Below are 17,330 nucleotides of genomic sequence, written 5' to 3'. Positions count from 1 at the left end.
TCAATCCCCTCGGTTATCAAAGCTGAGGGGATTATTTTTCTTAGTTATGCTGTTCGTCGATATTCGTTAGGGGATAAGCCGTTTAGTCGTTCGGTGTATCGAAAATTATTGTAATAATGGATATAAGTTCTTACACTTCGAAGGAGACTGTCATACGTATCGTACTTCTCCAGATAAAAGCTTTCTGCTTTATAGGTACCCCAGAATCGTTCAATGGGTTGGTTGTCCAAACACCGGCTTACACGAGACATACTTTTTGTAAACTTGTATCTCTTTTGAAGTTGTTTGTATTCCAGCGAAGTATACTGAAAGCCACGATCACTGTGCAAGAGCGGCGTAGCCTTAGGGTTTCTTTTATAAGCTTTCTTTACCGTATTCATGACAAGCTTATTGTTATTGGAATGGCTGAGCACCCATGACACCACAGAGTTGTCATAGCCGTCAATAATGGCACTCAGATAGGCCTTGCGGCCAGTTCCGTACTTTAACTCTGTTACATCGGTACACCACTTTTGGTTGGGAGCATCCGCTTGGAATTTCCGGTTCATGACATTCTCGGCGATATGAAGGGCTGGAGCTTTCACGTAATTTGGCCGTTTTTTGCGAATCACTGCCCTTAATTCAAGGGCGCGCATGATGCGGTTATACCGTTTACGGTTGTAATTTTTTTCAGCTTACGATTCAACTGAATACGCATTTGGCGATAACCGAGTATCCCTTTTCGTTTGTCATAGTGACACTTGACTTCCTTGGCTAGTGCAAGATTTTCGAGTTCCCTGCTGGATGGCATCCATTTCAGCCACTTATAATAGGCAGATCGGGCGATTCCTGCAAGCTCACAGAGCTTGGTGATCGCATATCCCTCTTCGGCATGTAGTTCCTTAATCGCTTGATAGATGTCTGCATGCCGAACGAAGGTTAGCGCGTATTTCTTCGCCGGATCTCTGCCAACTTTTTTGCGAGTGCATTCTCCATTTCAAGGTACTCATTACGTGCTTCGAGTTCCTTAATCCGAAGCTTTAGTCTCTCCTGTTCATCTAGCTCCTCTAGTGGCTTTTTACGACCTCGGAGGTCTTTTAACGTCTCATGACCGTTTGCTTGATATTTCCGAACCCAGGCGTACACTTGCTGGTAAGAGACACCGTACTTGTCGATGGCTTTCTGGTAATTCAAATCATGAGCGAGGGTAAATTGTACAATTTCAACACGTTCTTCGTAAGTGGTTTTCCGTCCTTTATTCATATGAGGAGATTCAATCCTTTTCCAAGTTGGATTTATTTTCACCCCTTCAGTATACTTGGAAATCCAGTTATCTAACACAGATTTACTCGAAATATGGTACTTCTCCGCCGCCGCTCGTACAGAGTGTTTACCAGAGAGTACATCTTGAATGGCGGATAGTTTTAGCTCTTTGGAGTAAGATTTCCATCCCCTGGATTCTCTTAATCCTTCTTCTCCCTCTTCTTTGTATTTTCTTATCCAATCGGTAACCGTGTTTTTATGGACCCCCAGTTGTTTTGCCTCGTGGTTAGGATTGGATTCATGTTGCAGGCAACGTCTTACAACCTGTATCTTAATTTCATATGAAATCGGGCTTCTTTTGGACATTACAAAAACTCCCATCATGGTAGAAGTAGAGTTTTGTTTTTTCTACTGTCTACTATGATGGGAGCATATCATCCAAAGGTTGCGGTCTATTTCTGACTGTCAAGCCGTAAAGCCGCCGCCCTTAAAAGCGGCTATTGCATCCGGAACCGTGTTAGCCGCACGGTTCCTTTTGCATTGTTCGTATCTTCTAACCAAACTATACCACGATTGGATCAAAATAAAAAGCGGCCCTCATCTTTATATTCCGAAACCCGGCCTCAGTTTCCCGCACTCTCATAACGCCGCAGACCGATGCGCAGGATCAGCAAAGCCAGGCCGACGAAGTAGGCGGCCACGAGTGGACTCAGCCACCCCCACCAGCTCCAGGGCTCCCTGCCGAACAGCGCTGCCGCCGGAAAAAAGCTGACGAACGCAAACGGGACGACAATGGAGATGAGCAGTTGCAGGCCCATGGAAAAGATCGTAATCGGATACTTGGCGAATTCGCCAAGATTATGAATCATGATCGGAAAGGCGTTGCCGCTGCTCCGTATCCAAAAAGCCGAGCAATTCGCGGCCAGGTTGATGGCGACCCGTATCGTCATGGCGGATGCGAACATCAGGAGCGCCATAAAAATGGTCTGGAGGTTCCACACGATATCGATGGGGGACAGCGACATCGCGATGATCGCCCCGCCGATCACGATGTTTCCGAGCCCGTTCATGCCGATTCCCGTGCAGAAAATCTGCAGAACGATCGGCACCGGCCGGACGAGGTAGCGATCCAGTTCACCCAGGTTAACCAGGCGAAGCATCCGCCAGGTTCCTTCAAAAAACAGCGAGCCGAAGCCCTCCGACACGTAAATCGCCGCGTACATAAAAGCGATTTCCCAGAGCCCCCAGCCCTGAATGTCCGGGATGCGGGAAAAAACGACCCACAGAAACAGAAAACCGGTAATTTGAGTCAAGGCGGCCGCCCCGATCATAATGTAAAAATCGGCGGAATACTCCATCATCGCCTTCAATTGCTGGCTGTAAAGACGCCAGTATAAATACAGGATCCGCCGTGGTGAATTTTTGATGGTCATCTTACCCTCCATGAATCGTGATTTGCCGGACGGCCCCGGACCACATCCACTTGCCGAGCAGCCACAGTAGAACGATCCAGACCCACTGGATCCCGATCAACCGCAGCGCCTCGATGCCCTCCGTCATCCCGAGGCCGATCGTCACCGGCGTGTTGACGATGCCCTGAAACGGGAGCAGCATCGCCGTGGATTGCAGCCAAGAAGGAAAGAACGCCAGCGGCACAAGCGCCCCGGACAACAGATTGGTGATCGACGTTCTCGCCCAATAGATCCCGAACCCGCTGGTGGTCCAGAAGCAGAGCAGCGCCGACAAATAAACGATGCCGAACTTGACCAGAATCGACGAGGCCATGCTGAACAGGAACAACAGCAGCGTCGCCGCGTCGTTCGGGAGCTGAATCCCCAAGGTGAACACGGCGGCCAGGCCGATCAGCAGACAGCTCAACAGGCCTTCCAATACACAGGAGCCGAGCGATTCCGCCAGCCGGGCTTTTTGAAACTGAATGGGGCGCAGCAGGTCCATCATGACGCTGCCGTCGATAATTTTGTTGGTGATGCTCGATTCGGAATAGTAGGACAGCATGGAGTTGACGAAAAAAGTAATCAGAAGATACGACTGCATCTGTCCCCACGTAAAGCCGGACAGTTCCGCCCTTCCGGTATAGATGGCCTGCCAGAGACAGTACATCGCGATCAGCCCGATAAAATTGGCCACAAAGTTCAATATAAAGGAAAGCCGGTAAGCGAGTGTGTTCTGCATGGAGCAGAGCGCCAGAGAAACGTATTTTTTCATAGCCGGTCAGGCGCTCCCCCTTCCCGCCAACAACAAGGACTCGGAGTCCAGTTGACCTTCGTAAACGCGGCGGATGATCTCCTCGATGCTCGGCTCGTCAATGCGGAAATCGACGACTTCCCCCCGGTTCATCAGCCGCTTGACAATATCGCTGGCCGTGCAGCGGAAGCGGTCGAACCGGACGGATAAAGAGGAGGCGCCTTGATCCTCCGCGGGCCTCACGACCCGGACATCCGGGAGGTCCCGGAACAGGCTCTCCGCTTCCGGAATCGGTGAGCTTAGCTGCATATGTATCGTTCGTTCCCTTGCGAAAGCATCCTTGACTTCCCGCAGTTTGCCGTCGTAGATTATTCGGCCCTGGTCGATAATAATGAGCCGTTCGCACAAATCTTCGATATCCCCGAGATCATGGGTGGTCAGAAGCATCGTCGTGCCTTTATTCCGGTTCATTTCTTTAATAAAGTCCCGAATCCGATGCTTCACCGCCACGTCAAGACCGATCGTCGGCTCATCCAGATAAACGATTTTGGGATCATGCAGCAGCGCCGCGGCCAAATCGGCCCTCATCCGCTGACCGAGCGACAGCTTGCGGGCGGATAAATGAAGAAAATCCTCCATCCCGAGCAATTCTGTAAACGCATCCATATTTCTTTTGAACGTTTCCGGCGGAACCTGATAAATATCCCGGAGCAGTCCGAGCGATTCGCGAACCGGGATATCCCACCATAGCTGGGTGCGTTGGCCGAAAACCGCCCCGATGCGCTGGGCGTTCTCCATCCGCTGCTTGTGGGGGACGAGCCCGTCCACCCGAATTTCCCCGCCGGACGGCACCAGCACGCCGCTTAGCATTTTGATCGTCGTCGACTTGCCCGCACCGTTCGGTCCGACATAAGCGACGGTTTCCCCCTCCTCGATCGTGAGATCGATGCCTTCCACCGCGGATTTGTCCCGATAACGCTGGGTAAACAAATGCTTGACCGCCCCCGCCAATCCGGGTTCTTTCACCGCCTGCCGGAACACTTTCCGCAGGCCTTTCGTTTCGATCAGACTCAAGTGGCCATCCCTTCCTTTCCGCTTCCAGTTCTTTACTAATATAAAGGAAATCCGCCCGCCTTCCTACCCTAATAATTAGTAAATCTATCCCCTACTTTTTAAAGCTTCATGCCGGCATTAGACAATTCCGCAGCTACCCGATATGATGTGGACAAAAGAACCGCCGCGCCCGGCTGCGGGAAAGGAGGACCCATGAATTCTTTTTATCAAAACTGGGAGTTGGATCAAGGGCTGCCGATGGTCATTCACCGGTCCAAGGATCTCGATTTTTACCCCCACTTTCACGCCGAGGTGGAGTTCGTGTATGTCAAATCGGGCAAAATCCGGGTCGGAGTCAATAAAGAAAGCCGGCTGCTGGGCCAAGGCGACATGGCCGTCATCGGCAGCAACGACATTCACTATTACGACAGCCGGGGGCTTGGCTCCGTGATCTACATCGTCATTTTTCACCCGGAGATGATCGGCAAAGCCGGGGGGTGGCCGTCAGGCGTCCGTTTCGACACCCCGTTCATTTGCGGACGTCAGCAGGACCTTGCTCCGTTAATACGTCCTCTCCTGGAGAGGATATTCCGCGAAAAAAGAGACGCCCTGCCCGGCCACGAACTGTTCATCCAGGCGAGTTTGTCCGAACTGTGCGGGACACTGCTGCGGCGGCTTGAATTCACCGACTTGCCGTCGGCTCAGGACGAGGCGGACCCCGGGCGGGAACGCATTCAGCAAATTCTGTCCTACATCGAGAACCACTACCCTGAGGATTTGTCCGTCGAGACGATATCGTCTCATTTTAAAATGGGACCCTCTTATTTTTGTCGCATGTTTAAAAAAAACGTAGGCATGAATTTCAAAACGTTTCTCAATACGATTCGGGTGCACAGCGCCAAACGAAAACTGGAAAACAGCGGAACCAGCATCACGGAAATCGCGCTGGAATGCGGGTTCGGCAGCATCCGCACCTTTAACCGGGTATACCGGCAATTCCAGGGCCATGCTCCTTCCGAATTCCGCAAGGAGATGAAATGAACGCGACGAAGTGCAATTTTTGGCCAGTGCTTGAGCATAAAGTGGCGAGAGAATCGTCCGCCGGGTTTTTATAATAGGGGTATCCCGAATATGCTATGAAGGATCCAAATCACCCGTGATGGAGGAATGTTATGAATCAATTGCGTGTAGGTATGATCGGTTACAAGTTTATGGGAAAAGCCCACAGCAATGCCTATCGTTCCCTCCCGATGTTCTTCCCCCAAGCGGTAAAACCCGAAATGGCCGTCCTTTGCGGAAGAAACGGCAAAGCCGTGGCCGAAGCGGCGGATCAATTGGGCTGGCAGGCTTACGTCACCGACTGGAAGGAGCTCGTCGCCCGGGATGATGTCGATTTGATCGATATCAACGCTCCCAGCGACGCGCATAAAGAAATCGCGCTGGCTGCGGCCCGTGCGGGGAAACATATTTTTTGCGAAAAACCGTTAGCGCTTACACTAAGCGATGCCCGCGAAATGCTGGAGGCGGCGGAACAGGCCGGTGTACGCCACATGGTCGGCTTCAACTACCGTTTCTCTCCCGCGGTCAAGCTGGCCAAGAAGCTCGTCGAGAGCGGGCGGCTCGGGAAAATTTATCACTTCCGGGCCTGGTTCCTTCAGGACTGGATTCTCGATCCGGATTTCCCGCTCGTTTGGCGGCTGCAAAAGGATATCGCCGGCTCCGGCTCCCACGGAGACCTTGGGGCGCACCTGATCGACCTCGCCCACTACCTGGTAGGCGGCATCCGCGAAGTGATCGGGATGAGCGAAACTTTCATCAAGGAACGTCCGCTGGCCGAAGAAATGACAGGGCTCAGCGCCAAAGGCGCCAAGGGGAAAGACGCGCCGAAAGGTCCGGTTACCGTGGACGATGCCACCCTGTTTCTGGCCCGTTTCGAGAACGGGGCGCTGGGGAGCTTCGAGGCGACACGGTTTGCGGCCGGGCATCGCAGCACGAACGCTTTTGAGATTAACGGAAGCCTCGGCAGCGTGAAGTTTGACTTTGAGCGGATGAATGAGCTGGAGGTCTATTTTACCTCCGACGAAGAGGACGTGCAGGGCTTCCGGCGCGTGTTGGCTACCGATCCGGCGCATCCGTACGCCGAGGCCTGGTGGCCGCCGGGCCACACGATCGGCTTTGAACATACTTTCATCCATGAAGTGCTGGAGCTCACCCAGGCCATCTCCGAGGGGCGTCAACCGGTACCGAACTTCAGGGACGGCGTGCAGTGCCAGGCCGTGCTGGAAGCGGTGGAGCGCTCGGCTCTCGAACGCCGTTGGGTCAGCCTTGCGGAAATGTAGCGATTAATATTAGAGAACCGGTCTGATCCGGTTCAAAGGAGACGGAGAACATGAAAAAAGCGCTGATTGTATGGGGCGGCTGGGACGGCCATGAGCCGGAGCAAGTGGCGGCGATTTTCGCCGACGTCCTGCGGGAGCATCGGTTCGAGGTGGAAGTCTCGGATACGCTGGAAGCTTATGCCGATGCCGAGAAACTGATGGGACTGGACTTGATCGTCCCGGTATGGACGATGGGAGACATCGCCCAGGAGCTGGTGAACAACGTGTCCGCGGCCGTCCAGGCCGGGACCGGGCTCGCCGGCTGCCATGGCGGCATGTGCGATTCCTTCCGCAACAACGTGGACTGGCAGTTTATGACTGGCGGCCAGTGGGTGGCGCATCCCGGAAACGACGGGGTGGAGTACAAAGTGGAGATCAAGCAGAGCTCCAGCCCGCTGGTGGACGGCATGGACGATTTCGTCGTCCGGACGGAGCAATACTATCTTCACGTGGACCCCGCCGTCGAAGTGCTGGCCACAACCCGGTTCCCGGTAGTGGACGGTCCGCATCGCTTCAACAAAGCGGTCGACATGCCGGTCGTATGGACCAAACGGTGGGGATACGGACGCATCTATTACAACTCGCTTGGCCACCATGCGGATATCGTTGCGCTGCCTCCCGTGAAGGAACTGATGACCCGTGGACTGCTGTGGGCGGCCGAAGGCAAGAAGCTGGCCCTTTCAAGCGCCGGCTCTTCGGCAGGCGCAAGCTATACCGGGATGGGCGACAGCCAGTATCGAGCATAGGAGGGCTATCATTTGAGTATGAACCTGGAGACGAACGACAACGCGGACAAGATTAAAGTGGGAATTATCGGCTGCGGTAAAATCAGCGGCATTTATATGGAAAACTGCCAAAAATTCAGCGTTCTCGACCTGGTTGCGTGCGCGGACTTAAATCCGGACCGCGCCCGGGAGCAAGCCGCCGCATACGGTATTCCCCGGGTGTACACGCCGGAGGAACTGCTGGCCGATCCGGAAATCCGCCTTGTACTGAACTTGACGATCCCGGCCGTGCACGCCGAAGTCAGCCTGCAGGCGTTGGAAGCGGGCAAGCATGTTTATGTCGAGAAGCCGCTCGCCATTTCGCTGGAAGACGGGCGGCGGGTGCTTGAGGCCGCGAAGGAGCGGGGCCTGATGGTCGGATGCGCGCCGGAGACGTTCTTCGGTGCCGGCATTCAGACCGCGCTGGCGCTCATCGAAGAAGGCGCGATCGGGCGCCCGGTTTCGGCCACGGCGTTCATGATGAGCCGCGGACATGAGCACTGGCATCCCGACCCGGAATTTTACTATGCGCCGGGCGGCGGTCCCATGTTCGATATGGGACCGTACTACCTGACCGCGCTCGTGCAACTGCTCGGGCCAATCCGCCGCGTAGCCGGCATTACCGGCAAAGCGCTGCCCGAGCGTACCATCACGAGCGAGAAGAAGCGCGGGGCCCGGGTCGCCGTGGAGGTGCCGACGCATGTAGCCGGCACGCTGGAATTTCATGGCGGAGCGATTGCGAGCCTGATCACGAGCTTTGATATTTTCGGCGGGAGCACGCTTCCGCCGATCGAGATCCACGGGACCGAGGGCACCTTGCTGGTGCCGGACCCGAACACCTTCGGCGGGCCGGTAAAATACCGGCGCACCGGCGAGGAAGCGTGGACGGAGCAGCCGCTGCTGCCCGGCTACGAGGCCAACAGCCGCGGCATCGGCCCGGCCGATATGGCGAGCGCCCTCCTGCGGGGGCGGCCGCACCGGGCCAGCGGCGAGCTGGCCTACCATGTGCTGGAGGCGATGTGGGCGTTCCACGCCTCGTCCGACACGGGCAGCTACTACGCGATGCAGAGCCGGTGCGAGCGGCCCGCGGCGCTGCCGACCGGGCTGCCCCCGTACACGCTGGACTAGCGCGGAGTTGCGCGGAACCTAGCGACAACCCAAAGCCGCTGAATTACTCAGCGGCTTTTTTTCGCATGGACGCCCTGTTCGGTATGCCCGCTCTATGATTAATGCCCTAACTAACGGGATTTTCTCCCGTTATTTTGAAACTCTGCTCGCTATTCGCTCTATTACCTGGAATTGTTCCAGCTAATTCCGCCTCATCCGTGCAAATCGGCCGCTTACGCACAAATTAACTGGAGATTTTCCAGTTATTTTAACTCTCGCACTCACTCCGCACCAGATTAACGGGTACTTTTCCAGCTAATTCGGACTTCCGACTCGCGGACTTACCGACTTATCGACTCACCTCACTCGCCGACTCACCAACTCCCGACCCACCAACTCACCGACTCCCAACCCACCGACTTACCGACTCATCTCACTCGCCGACTCACCCGACTCACCAAACTCTCCCCACTCACCGACTCACCAACTCATCTACTCCCCCTACTTACCGACTCACCCGACTCACCAACTCCCCGCTCACCTATACGGCCGCCTAAATTACATTTTCCGTTATCTTCGGTAAGCGGAAATCCTCAAAAAAAAGGCGGAGTCCACGGACCCCGCCTTCTCTCCCCCATTACCGGGCCTTGGCCCGGAGGAACGCTTCCTTGTATGCCGCTGCTTTGCTCGCAATCAGCGAGAAGTCCTGCCGCTTTAAGGCTTCGTTGGTCAAATCGGAGCCGATTCCGACCGCCACGGCCCCCGCCTGAATCCACTGGCCCAGATTGTCCAGGGACACGCCCCCGGTCGGCATAATATTCGCCTGCGGAAGCGGACCTTTGATGGCCTTGATCATGGACGGCTCGTACAGGTTGCCCGGGAACAGCTTGACGATGTCCACGCCGAGTTCCAGCGCCTCCTGAATCTCCTTGATCGTCATCGCCCCGGGCATCACCGGAATCCGGTACCGGTTGCACAGCATGACGGTCTCCCGATTCAGACTCGGCCCGACAACAAACTCGGCTCCGCTCAGGATGGCGGCGCGCGCGGTTTCCGGATCCAGCACCGTACCGACGCCGATAATCGCATACGCCGATGGATCCGCGGCGTTCCAGGCATATTTGCGGGCCAAGGTTTCAATCGCCCGCAGCGCAAACGGAACGGTCATCGTCACCTCGATTACTTTAATCCCGCCCGCGATAGCTTGTTCGGCCATCTCCACCACCTGCTCCGGCGTCTCGCCGCGCAGAACGGCCACAACGCCCTCTTCGGCGATTTTTTGGATAAGCTGCAGCTTCTTCACTTCTGTTCCCCTCTTCCCTTTACACTTAGTATAAATATCCCGTGCCCCATGTTTTGAAAGCCTTTTCCTATGCTTTATCCTATCATGGTTAGCCGGTCGGCTAAAGCTTGTTTTTTAAAGATTCATGAATTATTTGTCCATCCGGATTCAGATCTTCTCCTGAAATGCTTCTCCGCGATGCGCATCACTCCATCCACCTTCATTTTTCGGTAAACCGCTTGCAAAACGAACTTAAAAGATTTAATGTAAACCTATATGAACATTATAAACCTAAATAAACCAAAAGAGGAGTGTTTTTTATGGAACGACGTTACGCTTCCCATCCCAATGAAGTCAAACAGTTTGACACAGCGCGGTTACGTCAGGAGTTTCATATCCCGACCTTGTTCACACCGGATCGTCTGGAGCTGGTGTTGACGCATGAGGATCGCATGATCATCGGAGGGGCGGCCCCCGTACGGGAAGAGGTGAAACTTGAAGTTGACCTCAAGGAGCTTGGGGTGGCGTATTTCCTGGAACGCCGGGAACTCGGAGCCATTAATGTCGGCGGTCCGGGCTCGATTGTCGTGGACGGCGCAGCGTATGAACTGGAACATAAAGATTGTCTCTTTGTGGGCATGGGGTCCAAAGAGGTTATTTTCAAGAGCAAGGACGCCGCGAATCCCGCCAAGTTTTATTTGAATTCGGCGCCGGCCCACAAGTCGTTCCCTACCGCGAAAACCACCCTCGCCGAAGCGGAATCCGGCGCTCTGGGCTCTATTGAGAATTCCAACGAGCGTACGATCCACCGCTTCATCCATGAGAACGGCATTCAAAGCTCACAGCTGGTCATGGGCATGACCCAGCTTAAAACCGGCAACATGTGGAACACAATGCCCGCGCATGTTCATCCCCGCCGGATGGAAGCGTACATGTATTTCGATCTGCCCGAAGACGCGGTGGTGTTCCATCTGATGGGCGAGCCGAACGAAACGCGCCATATCGTGATGCGGAACGAGCAGGCCGTGATCTCCCCGAGCTGGTCGATTCACAGCGGGGTGGGCACGAGCAATTATACGTTTATCTGGGGCATGGCCGGAGACAACAAAGCGTACGCGGATATGGACGCCGTTCCGATGAAGGATTTAAAATAAGGGAGATAAGCCAGTTACGGACTATGTAACGAATTCATTTTCTAACGGAAGAGTTGACGCCTCAATGAGCTCGATACGACGATACGAAAAAATTATGGAAGTTCTGCTGACGAACAAAGAGGTTACCGTGGCGGAGCTGAGCGAAAAGCTGGGAGTCACGGGCAAAACGATCCGCGAGGATCTGACCCGTCTTGAGGAGCAAGGCCTCATCGTGCGTGTCCACGGCGGAGCCGTCCTGGCGCAGGGAGACCAGTTCGGCATTCTCCCCGCCAAGGAGCCCGTGGTGAAACATGCCGAGGAGAAAGGCGAGATCGCCCGCAAAGCCCTGCTTCACATTCAACCAAACGACATCATCGCCCTGGACGGCGGCAGCACGACGCTGGAAATCGCCCGCCGTCTCGACAACCAGCCGCTCACCGTGGTTACCAATGATGTGTACATCATCAGCGAGCTGGTTGTAAAGGACCAGATCCGTCTCGTCGTACCGGGCGGTTACCGGGTCCGCAATATGCTTGCCGGTCCCGAAGCAACGGCCTACATCAAAAAGCTGAACATCCGCAAGGCGTTTATTTCCACGACCGGCATTCATCCGGAACACGGACTTTCCATTTATACCGGCGACTTCATCGAGTTCAAGAGAGCTTTGATCGAAACGGCTCACGAGGTGATCGCGGTCGTCAATCATCACAAATTCGGTCAGACCGCGCTCCGGACATTCGCCTCCCTGCAGGAGCTTACCCGGGTTATTACGGACCATGGCCTGGATGAGGAAATGGTGAAGTCTTTTGCCGAAGCGGGAATCCCTATCGAGTGATTTATATATCATCCAATTTCATAAAGGAGTGTTCGCCCTATGCATCTTTTATTTGACCTTACAGGAAAAACCGCGCTAGTGACCGGGGCTTCAGGCGGTCTGGGACAAGGCATCGCGCTCGGCTTGGCGGAAGCGGGCGCCGACGTCGTCTGCGTCTCGTATACCTCCAGTGAGGAAACGGCGGCTCGTATTGAAGCCCTGGGCCGAAAAGCCTCCGCTATCGAAGCGGACCTCAGCCGGCATGACGCGCTTCAGTCCGTCTTCGACGAATCGCTCAAGCTGACCGGGCAGATCGACATCCTCGTCAACAACGCGGGGATTATCCGTCGGACCCCGGCCAAGGATCACAGTGAGAAGGACTGGTTTGACGTAATCGACATCAACCTGAACACAGTGTTCCTGCTGTCGCAAATTGCCGCCAGACCGATGCTTGAACGAGGCAGCGGCAAAATCATCAACATCTGCTCGATGTTGTCCTTCCAGGGCGGCATCAATGTTCCCGGCTACACCGCCTCCAAGCACGGGGTGGCCGGTTTGACCAAAGCCTTCGCCAACGAATGGGCCCAAAGCGGCCTCCAGGTGAACGCCATCGCCCCAGGCTACATGTCGACGGACAATACGGCGCCGATCCGGGCCGATGAGAAGCGAACCGCCTCCATTACGGAGCGGATTCCCGCCGGACGCTGGGGGACCGCGGAGGACCTGAAGGGCCCCGCCGTGTTCCTCGCTTCCTCCGCATCCGACTATTTAAACGGGCACATTCTCTGCGTCGACGGTGGATGGATGGCCAGATAAACCTGCCGCCGATATCCGGCAAACGAAGAAACCCGCCAAGGAGCATATCTCCTGGCGGGTTTCTTCTCGTTGCAGTATCTTCTTATCCCGAGCGGGTTACCGCTCCACGTGCCCTACTCCGCTCAACAACCTGTCGATTTCCGCGGCGCTCGGCAGTCCTTCCCAATCGCCAACAGCCTGGATAACCTGGGATCCGATCAGGTTCCCGAGCCGGACCGCTTCTTCCAGGGGGTATCCCCGGAGCAGGCCGGATAGAAAGCCTGCGCAGAAGCCGTCCCCGGCACCCACCGTGTCGATTACATGATCGACTTTATAATAAGGAACCGGAGTCAACTTGCCGTGCTCGAACAAATAGGTTTCGTCCTTCCCGCCCTTAATAACGCTTACACCGGGAAGCTCGTTCAGCCGGGAAAGGATCTCTTCCAGGGATTCGGTCTCGTACAGAAGCTTCAATTCATCCAGCCCCGGCAAAAAATAATCCGCTTTCATAGCAAGCGGCAAAAGCACCTTCCGCGCCGCTTCAAGGTCCCATAGCTTCAGCCGCAAATTCGGATCGAAGCTGACTTTCACGCCGTGGCGCTTGGCCAGATCCATGGCGGCGGCCGCCGTTTCCGCGCAGGAGTCGCTTAGCGCCGGTGTAATGCCGGTGACATGGAGGATTTTCGCGCCGGCAATATAAGCCTCGTCCAGATGTTCCGGCCGCATCCGGCTGGCGGCGGACAGCTTGCGGTAATAATAGACCGAGCTTTTGCCCGCGACATTTTCCCGGATCATCAACCCGGTGGGGGCTTCAGCGGTAAGCTGTGCACGGGAGACGTCCACCCCTTCTCCCCGGATTGCCTTGATCACGCGGTGCCCGAACGGATCATCGCCGAGCCGTCCGCACCATCCCGAGGTGTGTCCCAGCCGGGCCAATCCGATGGCCACGTTGGATTCCGCCCCTCCGAACGAAGGCGTCAGGGTGTTCGCGTACTCCAGTCCTTTTCCCCCTTCGGCGATTAACAGAGCCATACTTTCGCCAAAAGTAACCACCTCGGGAAATCGTTGTTCAGTTAAATGGGAAGCATGCATTTTCTCGTTTCACCTTCTCTCAGTCGATCGAGCCGTCACGTCGGGTATGTTCCAAATCTGTCCATTGGCTGCTCCTTCTATTATCTCATGATTCTCTCTTCCGGACTATGTTTTTAGTAACACCGGAACGAAAAAATCCCTTTGAAACCGGCATGCAGCAAGAAACCGGACTTCCCAAAACTTGCGCTTTCTCTAAAAATAAGGTTTTCTATATAAGTTGAACCAAAGAATGCGCAAATCAATAGTTCAACTTATTTAGAATAACACTAAAAAAAATTTGTATGTAACCTTCCGGGCCGTTGGCCGATCTAATAGTCGATTTAAAAGAGAAGAGAGGTGAAACCTTGTGGAATTTAGTGAGGAAAACATACGGTCAGCCATAGCCGGAGATCGTAATGCGTTTGTTGAGTTGATGAAACAGGCGGAATTGCAGCTCTATCAAACCGCCTGGGCCATTGTCAAAAGAGCGGAAGATTGTGATGATGCCATGCAGGAGGCCATCTTAAAAGCTTTTAAATCCATCCACACTTTGCGAGAGCCTTCTTATTTCAAGACATGGATCTTTCGAATTTTAATCAATGAATGTCTGAGAATCCTGGAAAGGAATAAAAAAACCGTAGCCTTCAGCGATACGGCGCAATTCGGCAGTTTGCAGCGCAATGAATACTCCGCAGTGGATTTACGGGATGCGGTGGATCGTCTCGAAGAGAATCTGAAGATTGTGATCGTCCTTCATTACTACCAGGATATGAATATCAATCAGGTAGCCAACATTTTGCAATTGACACCGGCTGCCGTAAAAACACGGCTTTTTCGTGCCCGGCAAAAACTGATGCAGTCTTATAGCGATCAACAAGATCAGAAGGAGGGAAAAATAAACTATGGAACATCTTACTGAAGAAATCTCAAAATTGCGTTCTCAGCAGCCTAATCAACTGCCCCAAAGTACGCGTCAAAGAATGGATAAAACCTATCAAATGATTATGGAACAAGAGATGAGTACCTCAAATCAGCAAAAAGGAGCTGTTATTCATATGAAAAAGGTAAAAAGACTTGGGCTTACCGCCGCAGCAACGCTTGTACTGGGAGGAGCCGTGATCGGCTCGGGTTTCGTTTCTCCAGCCATGGCCGCCACTTTGGAAAACCTGCCTGTGATCGGCAGTATCTTTAAAAACGAGGACCCCGGCCTTCGGGTTGCCGCTGAAAAAGGGCTTCTGTCCTCTCCGAATGCAAGTGTGACGCACGATGGCATCACCCTGAAAGTGTCCGAAGCCTTTTACGATGGAAATCGTTTAAGCGTATCGATCACCCGCGAGGGAGTGGATCTGAAAGATGTCATGATGCCTTGGCAAACCATCGATCAAAGCGAAAAAGTAAAAGGTTATATTGACTGGCGTTCCACGATGGAAGCCATCGTTGACGGCAAACCCGTCAAAGGATTATCTATCGATAGCGGGGAAGTTCCCGGTCAAAAAGACGCCTTTATTTTCAACGTAAGAAAAGGCCTGGAAGAGGCGAATCTTCCGGATCAATTTGAATTGACGCTGGTAGCCAAAGTCACCCAGGTGAATGAACCTTTCGAACTGAAAATCCCGATCACCAAAGTTCAGCCGACTCTTTCCGTAAATCCGGAAAAAACCATGAGCAAAGGCGATTTCAGTTATACGGTTAAACAGGTTCAACTTACTCCAGGCTCCACCAAAGTGGTGATTGACAGCAAAGGCACAGTCCCTGTGACTGAGAAACAAACCGGCGAGTTTGCGGCCAGCAAAATGTATTTTGATATTGTCGATGATAACGGAAACTCGATCGAGCAGATTCTGATCCCGTCCTATCAAGAAGCGCCAAAAGCTCAATATCATGACGAAGAGCTGTACAGCCCGTTCAAAACGACACCAAAATCCATTACGATCAAACCTTATACCTATACGGTCAATAAATCGGACTGGACGGTAGCTGGAGAAAAAGAAAAAATCTATCATGAAGATTTGGAAATGACGATTCCGCTGAATAATAACTAACTTGCGAGGAGTTGAACATAATGATCAGCAAACGAATTGAAAGTAAAGTCGCCGCCGCCTTGCTTGCCGTTTCGGTTTTAACCGCAAGCGGAACGGCCCTATACAGTACGGTTACGGCGAAAGCGGCGACTCAAGAAACCGCTTCTACCCAAAGTCTTTTTGAAGGGGTAAAAAATGATCCCGGTCTCCTAAAAGCGGCCAAACAGGGTACGACGAAAGTTCAAAATCAAAAAGTGACGAAGGATGGCGTCACCTTGAAATTGACCGATTATCTCTATGACGGAGCCAGAGTTTCGTTCGCTTTGCAAAGAGAAGGCGACAATCTTGAAACAACGCTGGATGACGTGACCAATGCCGAGAAAAAAGGGGTTCTGCTATATCACGAGATTTATATCAACGGCAAAAAACAGGATCTGAAATCTTACGGAAGATCCTCCATAAATGACGGTAACAGTATGGTGATCTCCTTCAACGACCAGTCCGATAAAGGTCCGCGAACCGTATTTTTCCCAAAACAATTCGAACTTACGGTTAAAGCTTACGTATCGGGCGTGGACGATCCTTTCACCTTTAAAGTGCCTGTCAAAAAACAAGCTGCGCAAAGTACGGTTTTGAATAAGGCTGTGGCGAAGAAGGCCGGGAAATTAAGTTATACCGTAAAGCGCGTAGAGCTAACCCCTTATTCGAGCCGGTTGGAATTGGCTGCGCAAGGCTCTCATAAGCAGATTAAGGATTTAAAGGACTTGAGATTCGATATCGCGGACAATAAGGGAAATGTCCTGACCCCTGTGCTGCAAACATGGGAGGGCGTCGTCAAAAATCAACGCTACTTCGATATGACGTATCCTTCCTTCGCGGCCACTCCCAGCTCTATTGTCGTGAAGCCGTATAGCTTGGAAAAAGACGGTAACGGGGCTCCGAAAAAAGTCTATCTGCAGGATGCGGAACTTACGCTTTCCTTAAAAAAATAAACCGATGGCAGTCATAACCACCCGTCCAACGGGTGGTTTGCTTTTGGGGTATAAGCCTTTCCTTTATTACCGGCTCGTGTCTAAAGCCGCTAGCTTTCACTACGTTCAAGCTACTATGCTGTTGCCGCTTTTGCCTACCCCTGAAGGGGTGCGTTTATTACTAATACCCCTTCAGCTACCTTGATAATATGGAATTCCTGCATATGTGCATGTTTTTTTCTTGTTCGGGGTCCAAAATTTCAAAATTCCTGCAAATCTGCAGGAATTTTTGACGAAACCGGCTCGTTTCTCTAAAATCGCTGGAAATGCCTGCAGATTTGCATCTTTTTTCGCATTCCCTCGGGAAGCGGCTTAAATACCTGCAGATTTGCATCCTTTTGGAGTTGGTAGTTTGGAAGCACGCACACTAGGCGCCTCTTTGTATGTGACAATCACTTCGATTAGTCATTAAACCACCTTACCTTTCGTTATAC

Annotated in this window: 16 protein-coding genes and 1 pseudogene; 10 read left to right on the top strand and 7 right to left on the bottom strand. The window is 53.2% G+C overall.

Features of this window, described 5'->3' with window-relative positions; translation table 11 throughout:
* Positions 1 to 44 precede the first annotated feature (44 nt).
* From FRY98_RS09325 to FRY98_RS09305, 5 genes and pseudogenes are all read right to left on the bottom strand, one after another.
* Positions 45 to 653 (bottom strand): annotated as a pseudogene (locus tag FRY98_RS09325) (IS3 family transposase); the annotation flags it as partial.
* A 265-nt stretch (positions 654 to 918) separates the two neighbouring features.
* Positions 919 to 1,608: a helix-turn-helix domain-containing protein gene (locus tag FRY98_RS09320; RefSeq protein ID WP_170287068.1), complete on the bottom strand. Its 690-nt coding sequence runs from the start codon at positions 1,606 to 1,608 to the stop codon at positions 919 to 921.
* A gap of 257 nt (positions 1,609 to 1,865) precedes the next feature.
* Positions 1,866 to 2,675, bottom strand: a complete 810-nt coding sequence (locus FRY98_RS09315) for an ABC transporter permease (protein WP_249043377.1) — start codon at positions 2,673 to 2,675, stop codon at positions 1,866 to 1,868.
* A 1-nt stretch (position 2,676) separates the two neighbouring features.
* Entirely contained in the window at positions 2,677 to 3,468 is a 792-nt protein-coding gene (locus tag FRY98_RS09310) for an ABC transporter permease (RefSeq protein WP_148451493.1), read from the bottom strand.
* Between the two features lie 6 nt (positions 3,469 to 3,474).
* Positions 3,475 to 4,521, bottom strand: a complete 1,047-nt coding sequence (locus FRY98_RS09305) for an ABC transporter ATP-binding protein (protein ID WP_170287067.1) — start codon at positions 4,519 to 4,521, stop codon at positions 3,475 to 3,477.
* A 192-nt stretch (positions 4,522 to 4,713) separates the two neighbouring features.
* Here FRY98_RS09305 and FRY98_RS09300 point away from each other — a divergent pair, with 192 nt between their 5' ends.
* From FRY98_RS09300 to FRY98_RS09285, 4 genes are all read left to right on the top strand, one after another.
* Positions 4,714 to 5,541: an AraC family transcriptional regulator gene (locus FRY98_RS09300; RefSeq protein ID WP_148451492.1), complete on the top strand. Its 828-nt coding sequence runs from the start codon at positions 4,714 to 4,716 to the stop codon at positions 5,539 to 5,541.
* Positions 5,542 to 5,672: 131 nt separating this feature from the next.
* Positions 5,673 to 6,839 carry a Gfo/Idh/MocA family protein gene (locus FRY98_RS09295; protein WP_148451491.1) on the top strand — a complete coding sequence of 389 codons (1,167 nt, stop codon included), beginning with the start codon at positions 5,673 to 5,675 and terminating at the stop codon, positions 6,837 to 6,839.
* 50 nt (positions 6,840 to 6,889) lie between these two features.
* Positions 6,890 to 7,624: a ThuA domain-containing protein gene (locus FRY98_RS09290; protein ID WP_148451490.1), complete on the top strand. Its 735-nt coding sequence runs from the start codon at positions 6,890 to 6,892 to the stop codon at positions 7,622 to 7,624.
* An 18-nt stretch (positions 7,625 to 7,642) separates the two neighbouring features.
* Entirely contained in the window at positions 7,643 to 8,770 is a 1,128-nt protein-coding gene (locus FRY98_RS09285; RefSeq protein ID WP_148452615.1) for a Gfo/Idh/MocA family protein, read from the top strand.
* A gap of 616 nt (positions 8,771 to 9,386) precedes the next feature.
* Here the strand turns inward: FRY98_RS09285 and FRY98_RS09280 are convergent.
* Positions 9,387 to 10,052 (bottom strand): bifunctional 2-keto-4-hydroxyglutarate aldolase/2-keto-3-deoxy-6-phosphogluconate aldolase, encoded by a 666-nt coding sequence (locus tag FRY98_RS09280; protein ID WP_148451489.1) that lies wholly within the window; start codon positions 10,050 to 10,052, stop codon positions 9,387 to 9,389.
* Between the two features lie 299 nt (positions 10,053 to 10,351).
* Here FRY98_RS09280 and kduI point away from each other — a divergent pair, with 299 nt between their 5' ends.
* The 3 genes from kduI to kduD all read left to right on the top strand — a co-directional run bounded on the left by kduI (position 10,352) and on the right by kduD (position 12,794).
* On the top strand, positions 10,352 to 11,185 hold the full coding sequence (kduI, locus tag FRY98_RS09275) for a 5-dehydro-4-deoxy-D-glucuronate isomerase (protein WP_148451488.1): 834 nt from the start codon (positions 10,352 to 10,354) through the stop codon (positions 11,183 to 11,185).
* Between the two features lie 64 nt (positions 11,186 to 11,249).
* Positions 11,250 to 11,999: a DeoR/GlpR family DNA-binding transcription regulator gene (locus tag FRY98_RS09270; protein WP_148451487.1), complete on the top strand. Its 750-nt coding sequence runs from the start codon at positions 11,250 to 11,252 to the stop codon at positions 11,997 to 11,999.
* 39 nt (positions 12,000 to 12,038) lie between these two features.
* Complete coding sequence (kduD, locus tag FRY98_RS09265; RefSeq protein WP_148451486.1) at positions 12,039 to 12,794, top strand: 2-dehydro-3-deoxy-D-gluconate 5-dehydrogenase KduD; 756 nt, start codon at positions 12,039 to 12,041, stop codon at positions 12,792 to 12,794.
* 96 nt (positions 12,795 to 12,890) lie between these two features.
* On the opposite strand, the gene FRY98_RS09260 is transcribed toward kduD, so the two are convergent.
* Positions 12,891 to 13,865, bottom strand: a complete 975-nt coding sequence (locus FRY98_RS09260) for a sugar kinase (RefSeq protein ID WP_148451485.1) — start codon at positions 13,863 to 13,865, stop codon at positions 12,891 to 12,893.
* 346 nt (positions 13,866 to 14,211) lie between these two features.
* Between FRY98_RS09260 and FRY98_RS09255 the strand changes: the two genes are divergently transcribed.
* The 3 genes from FRY98_RS09255 to FRY98_RS09245 all read left to right on the top strand — a co-directional run bounded on the left by FRY98_RS09255 (position 14,212) and on the right by FRY98_RS09245 (position 16,857).
* Positions 14,212 to 14,763, top strand: a complete 552-nt coding sequence (locus tag FRY98_RS09255; protein WP_225038906.1) for a sigma-70 family RNA polymerase sigma factor — start codon at positions 14,212 to 14,214, stop codon at positions 14,761 to 14,763.
* A gap of 136 nt (positions 14,764 to 14,899) precedes the next feature.
* Positions 14,900 to 15,886: a DUF4179 domain-containing protein gene (locus tag FRY98_RS09250; RefSeq protein ID WP_148451484.1), complete on the top strand. Its 987-nt coding sequence runs from the start codon at positions 14,900 to 14,902 to the stop codon at positions 15,884 to 15,886.
* Positions 15,887 to 15,906: 20 nt separating this feature from the next.
* The gene (locus FRY98_RS09245) at positions 15,907 to 16,857 is read left to right on the top strand and encodes a DUF4179 domain-containing protein (RefSeq protein ID WP_148451483.1); all 951 of its coding nucleotides are present in this window, start codon (positions 15,907 to 15,909) and stop codon (positions 16,855 to 16,857) included.
* Positions 16,858 to 17,330 lie beyond the last annotated feature (473 nt).

Origin of the sequence: Paenibacillus faecis, from assembly GCF_008084145.1 — a bacterium.
Taxonomy (GTDB): Bacteria; Bacillota; Bacilli; order Paenibacillales; family Paenibacillaceae; genus Fontibacillus; species Fontibacillus faecis.
The sequence above is the reverse complement of the archived record's forward strand: the minus strand, read 5'-3'. Positions and strand labels throughout refer to the sequence as shown.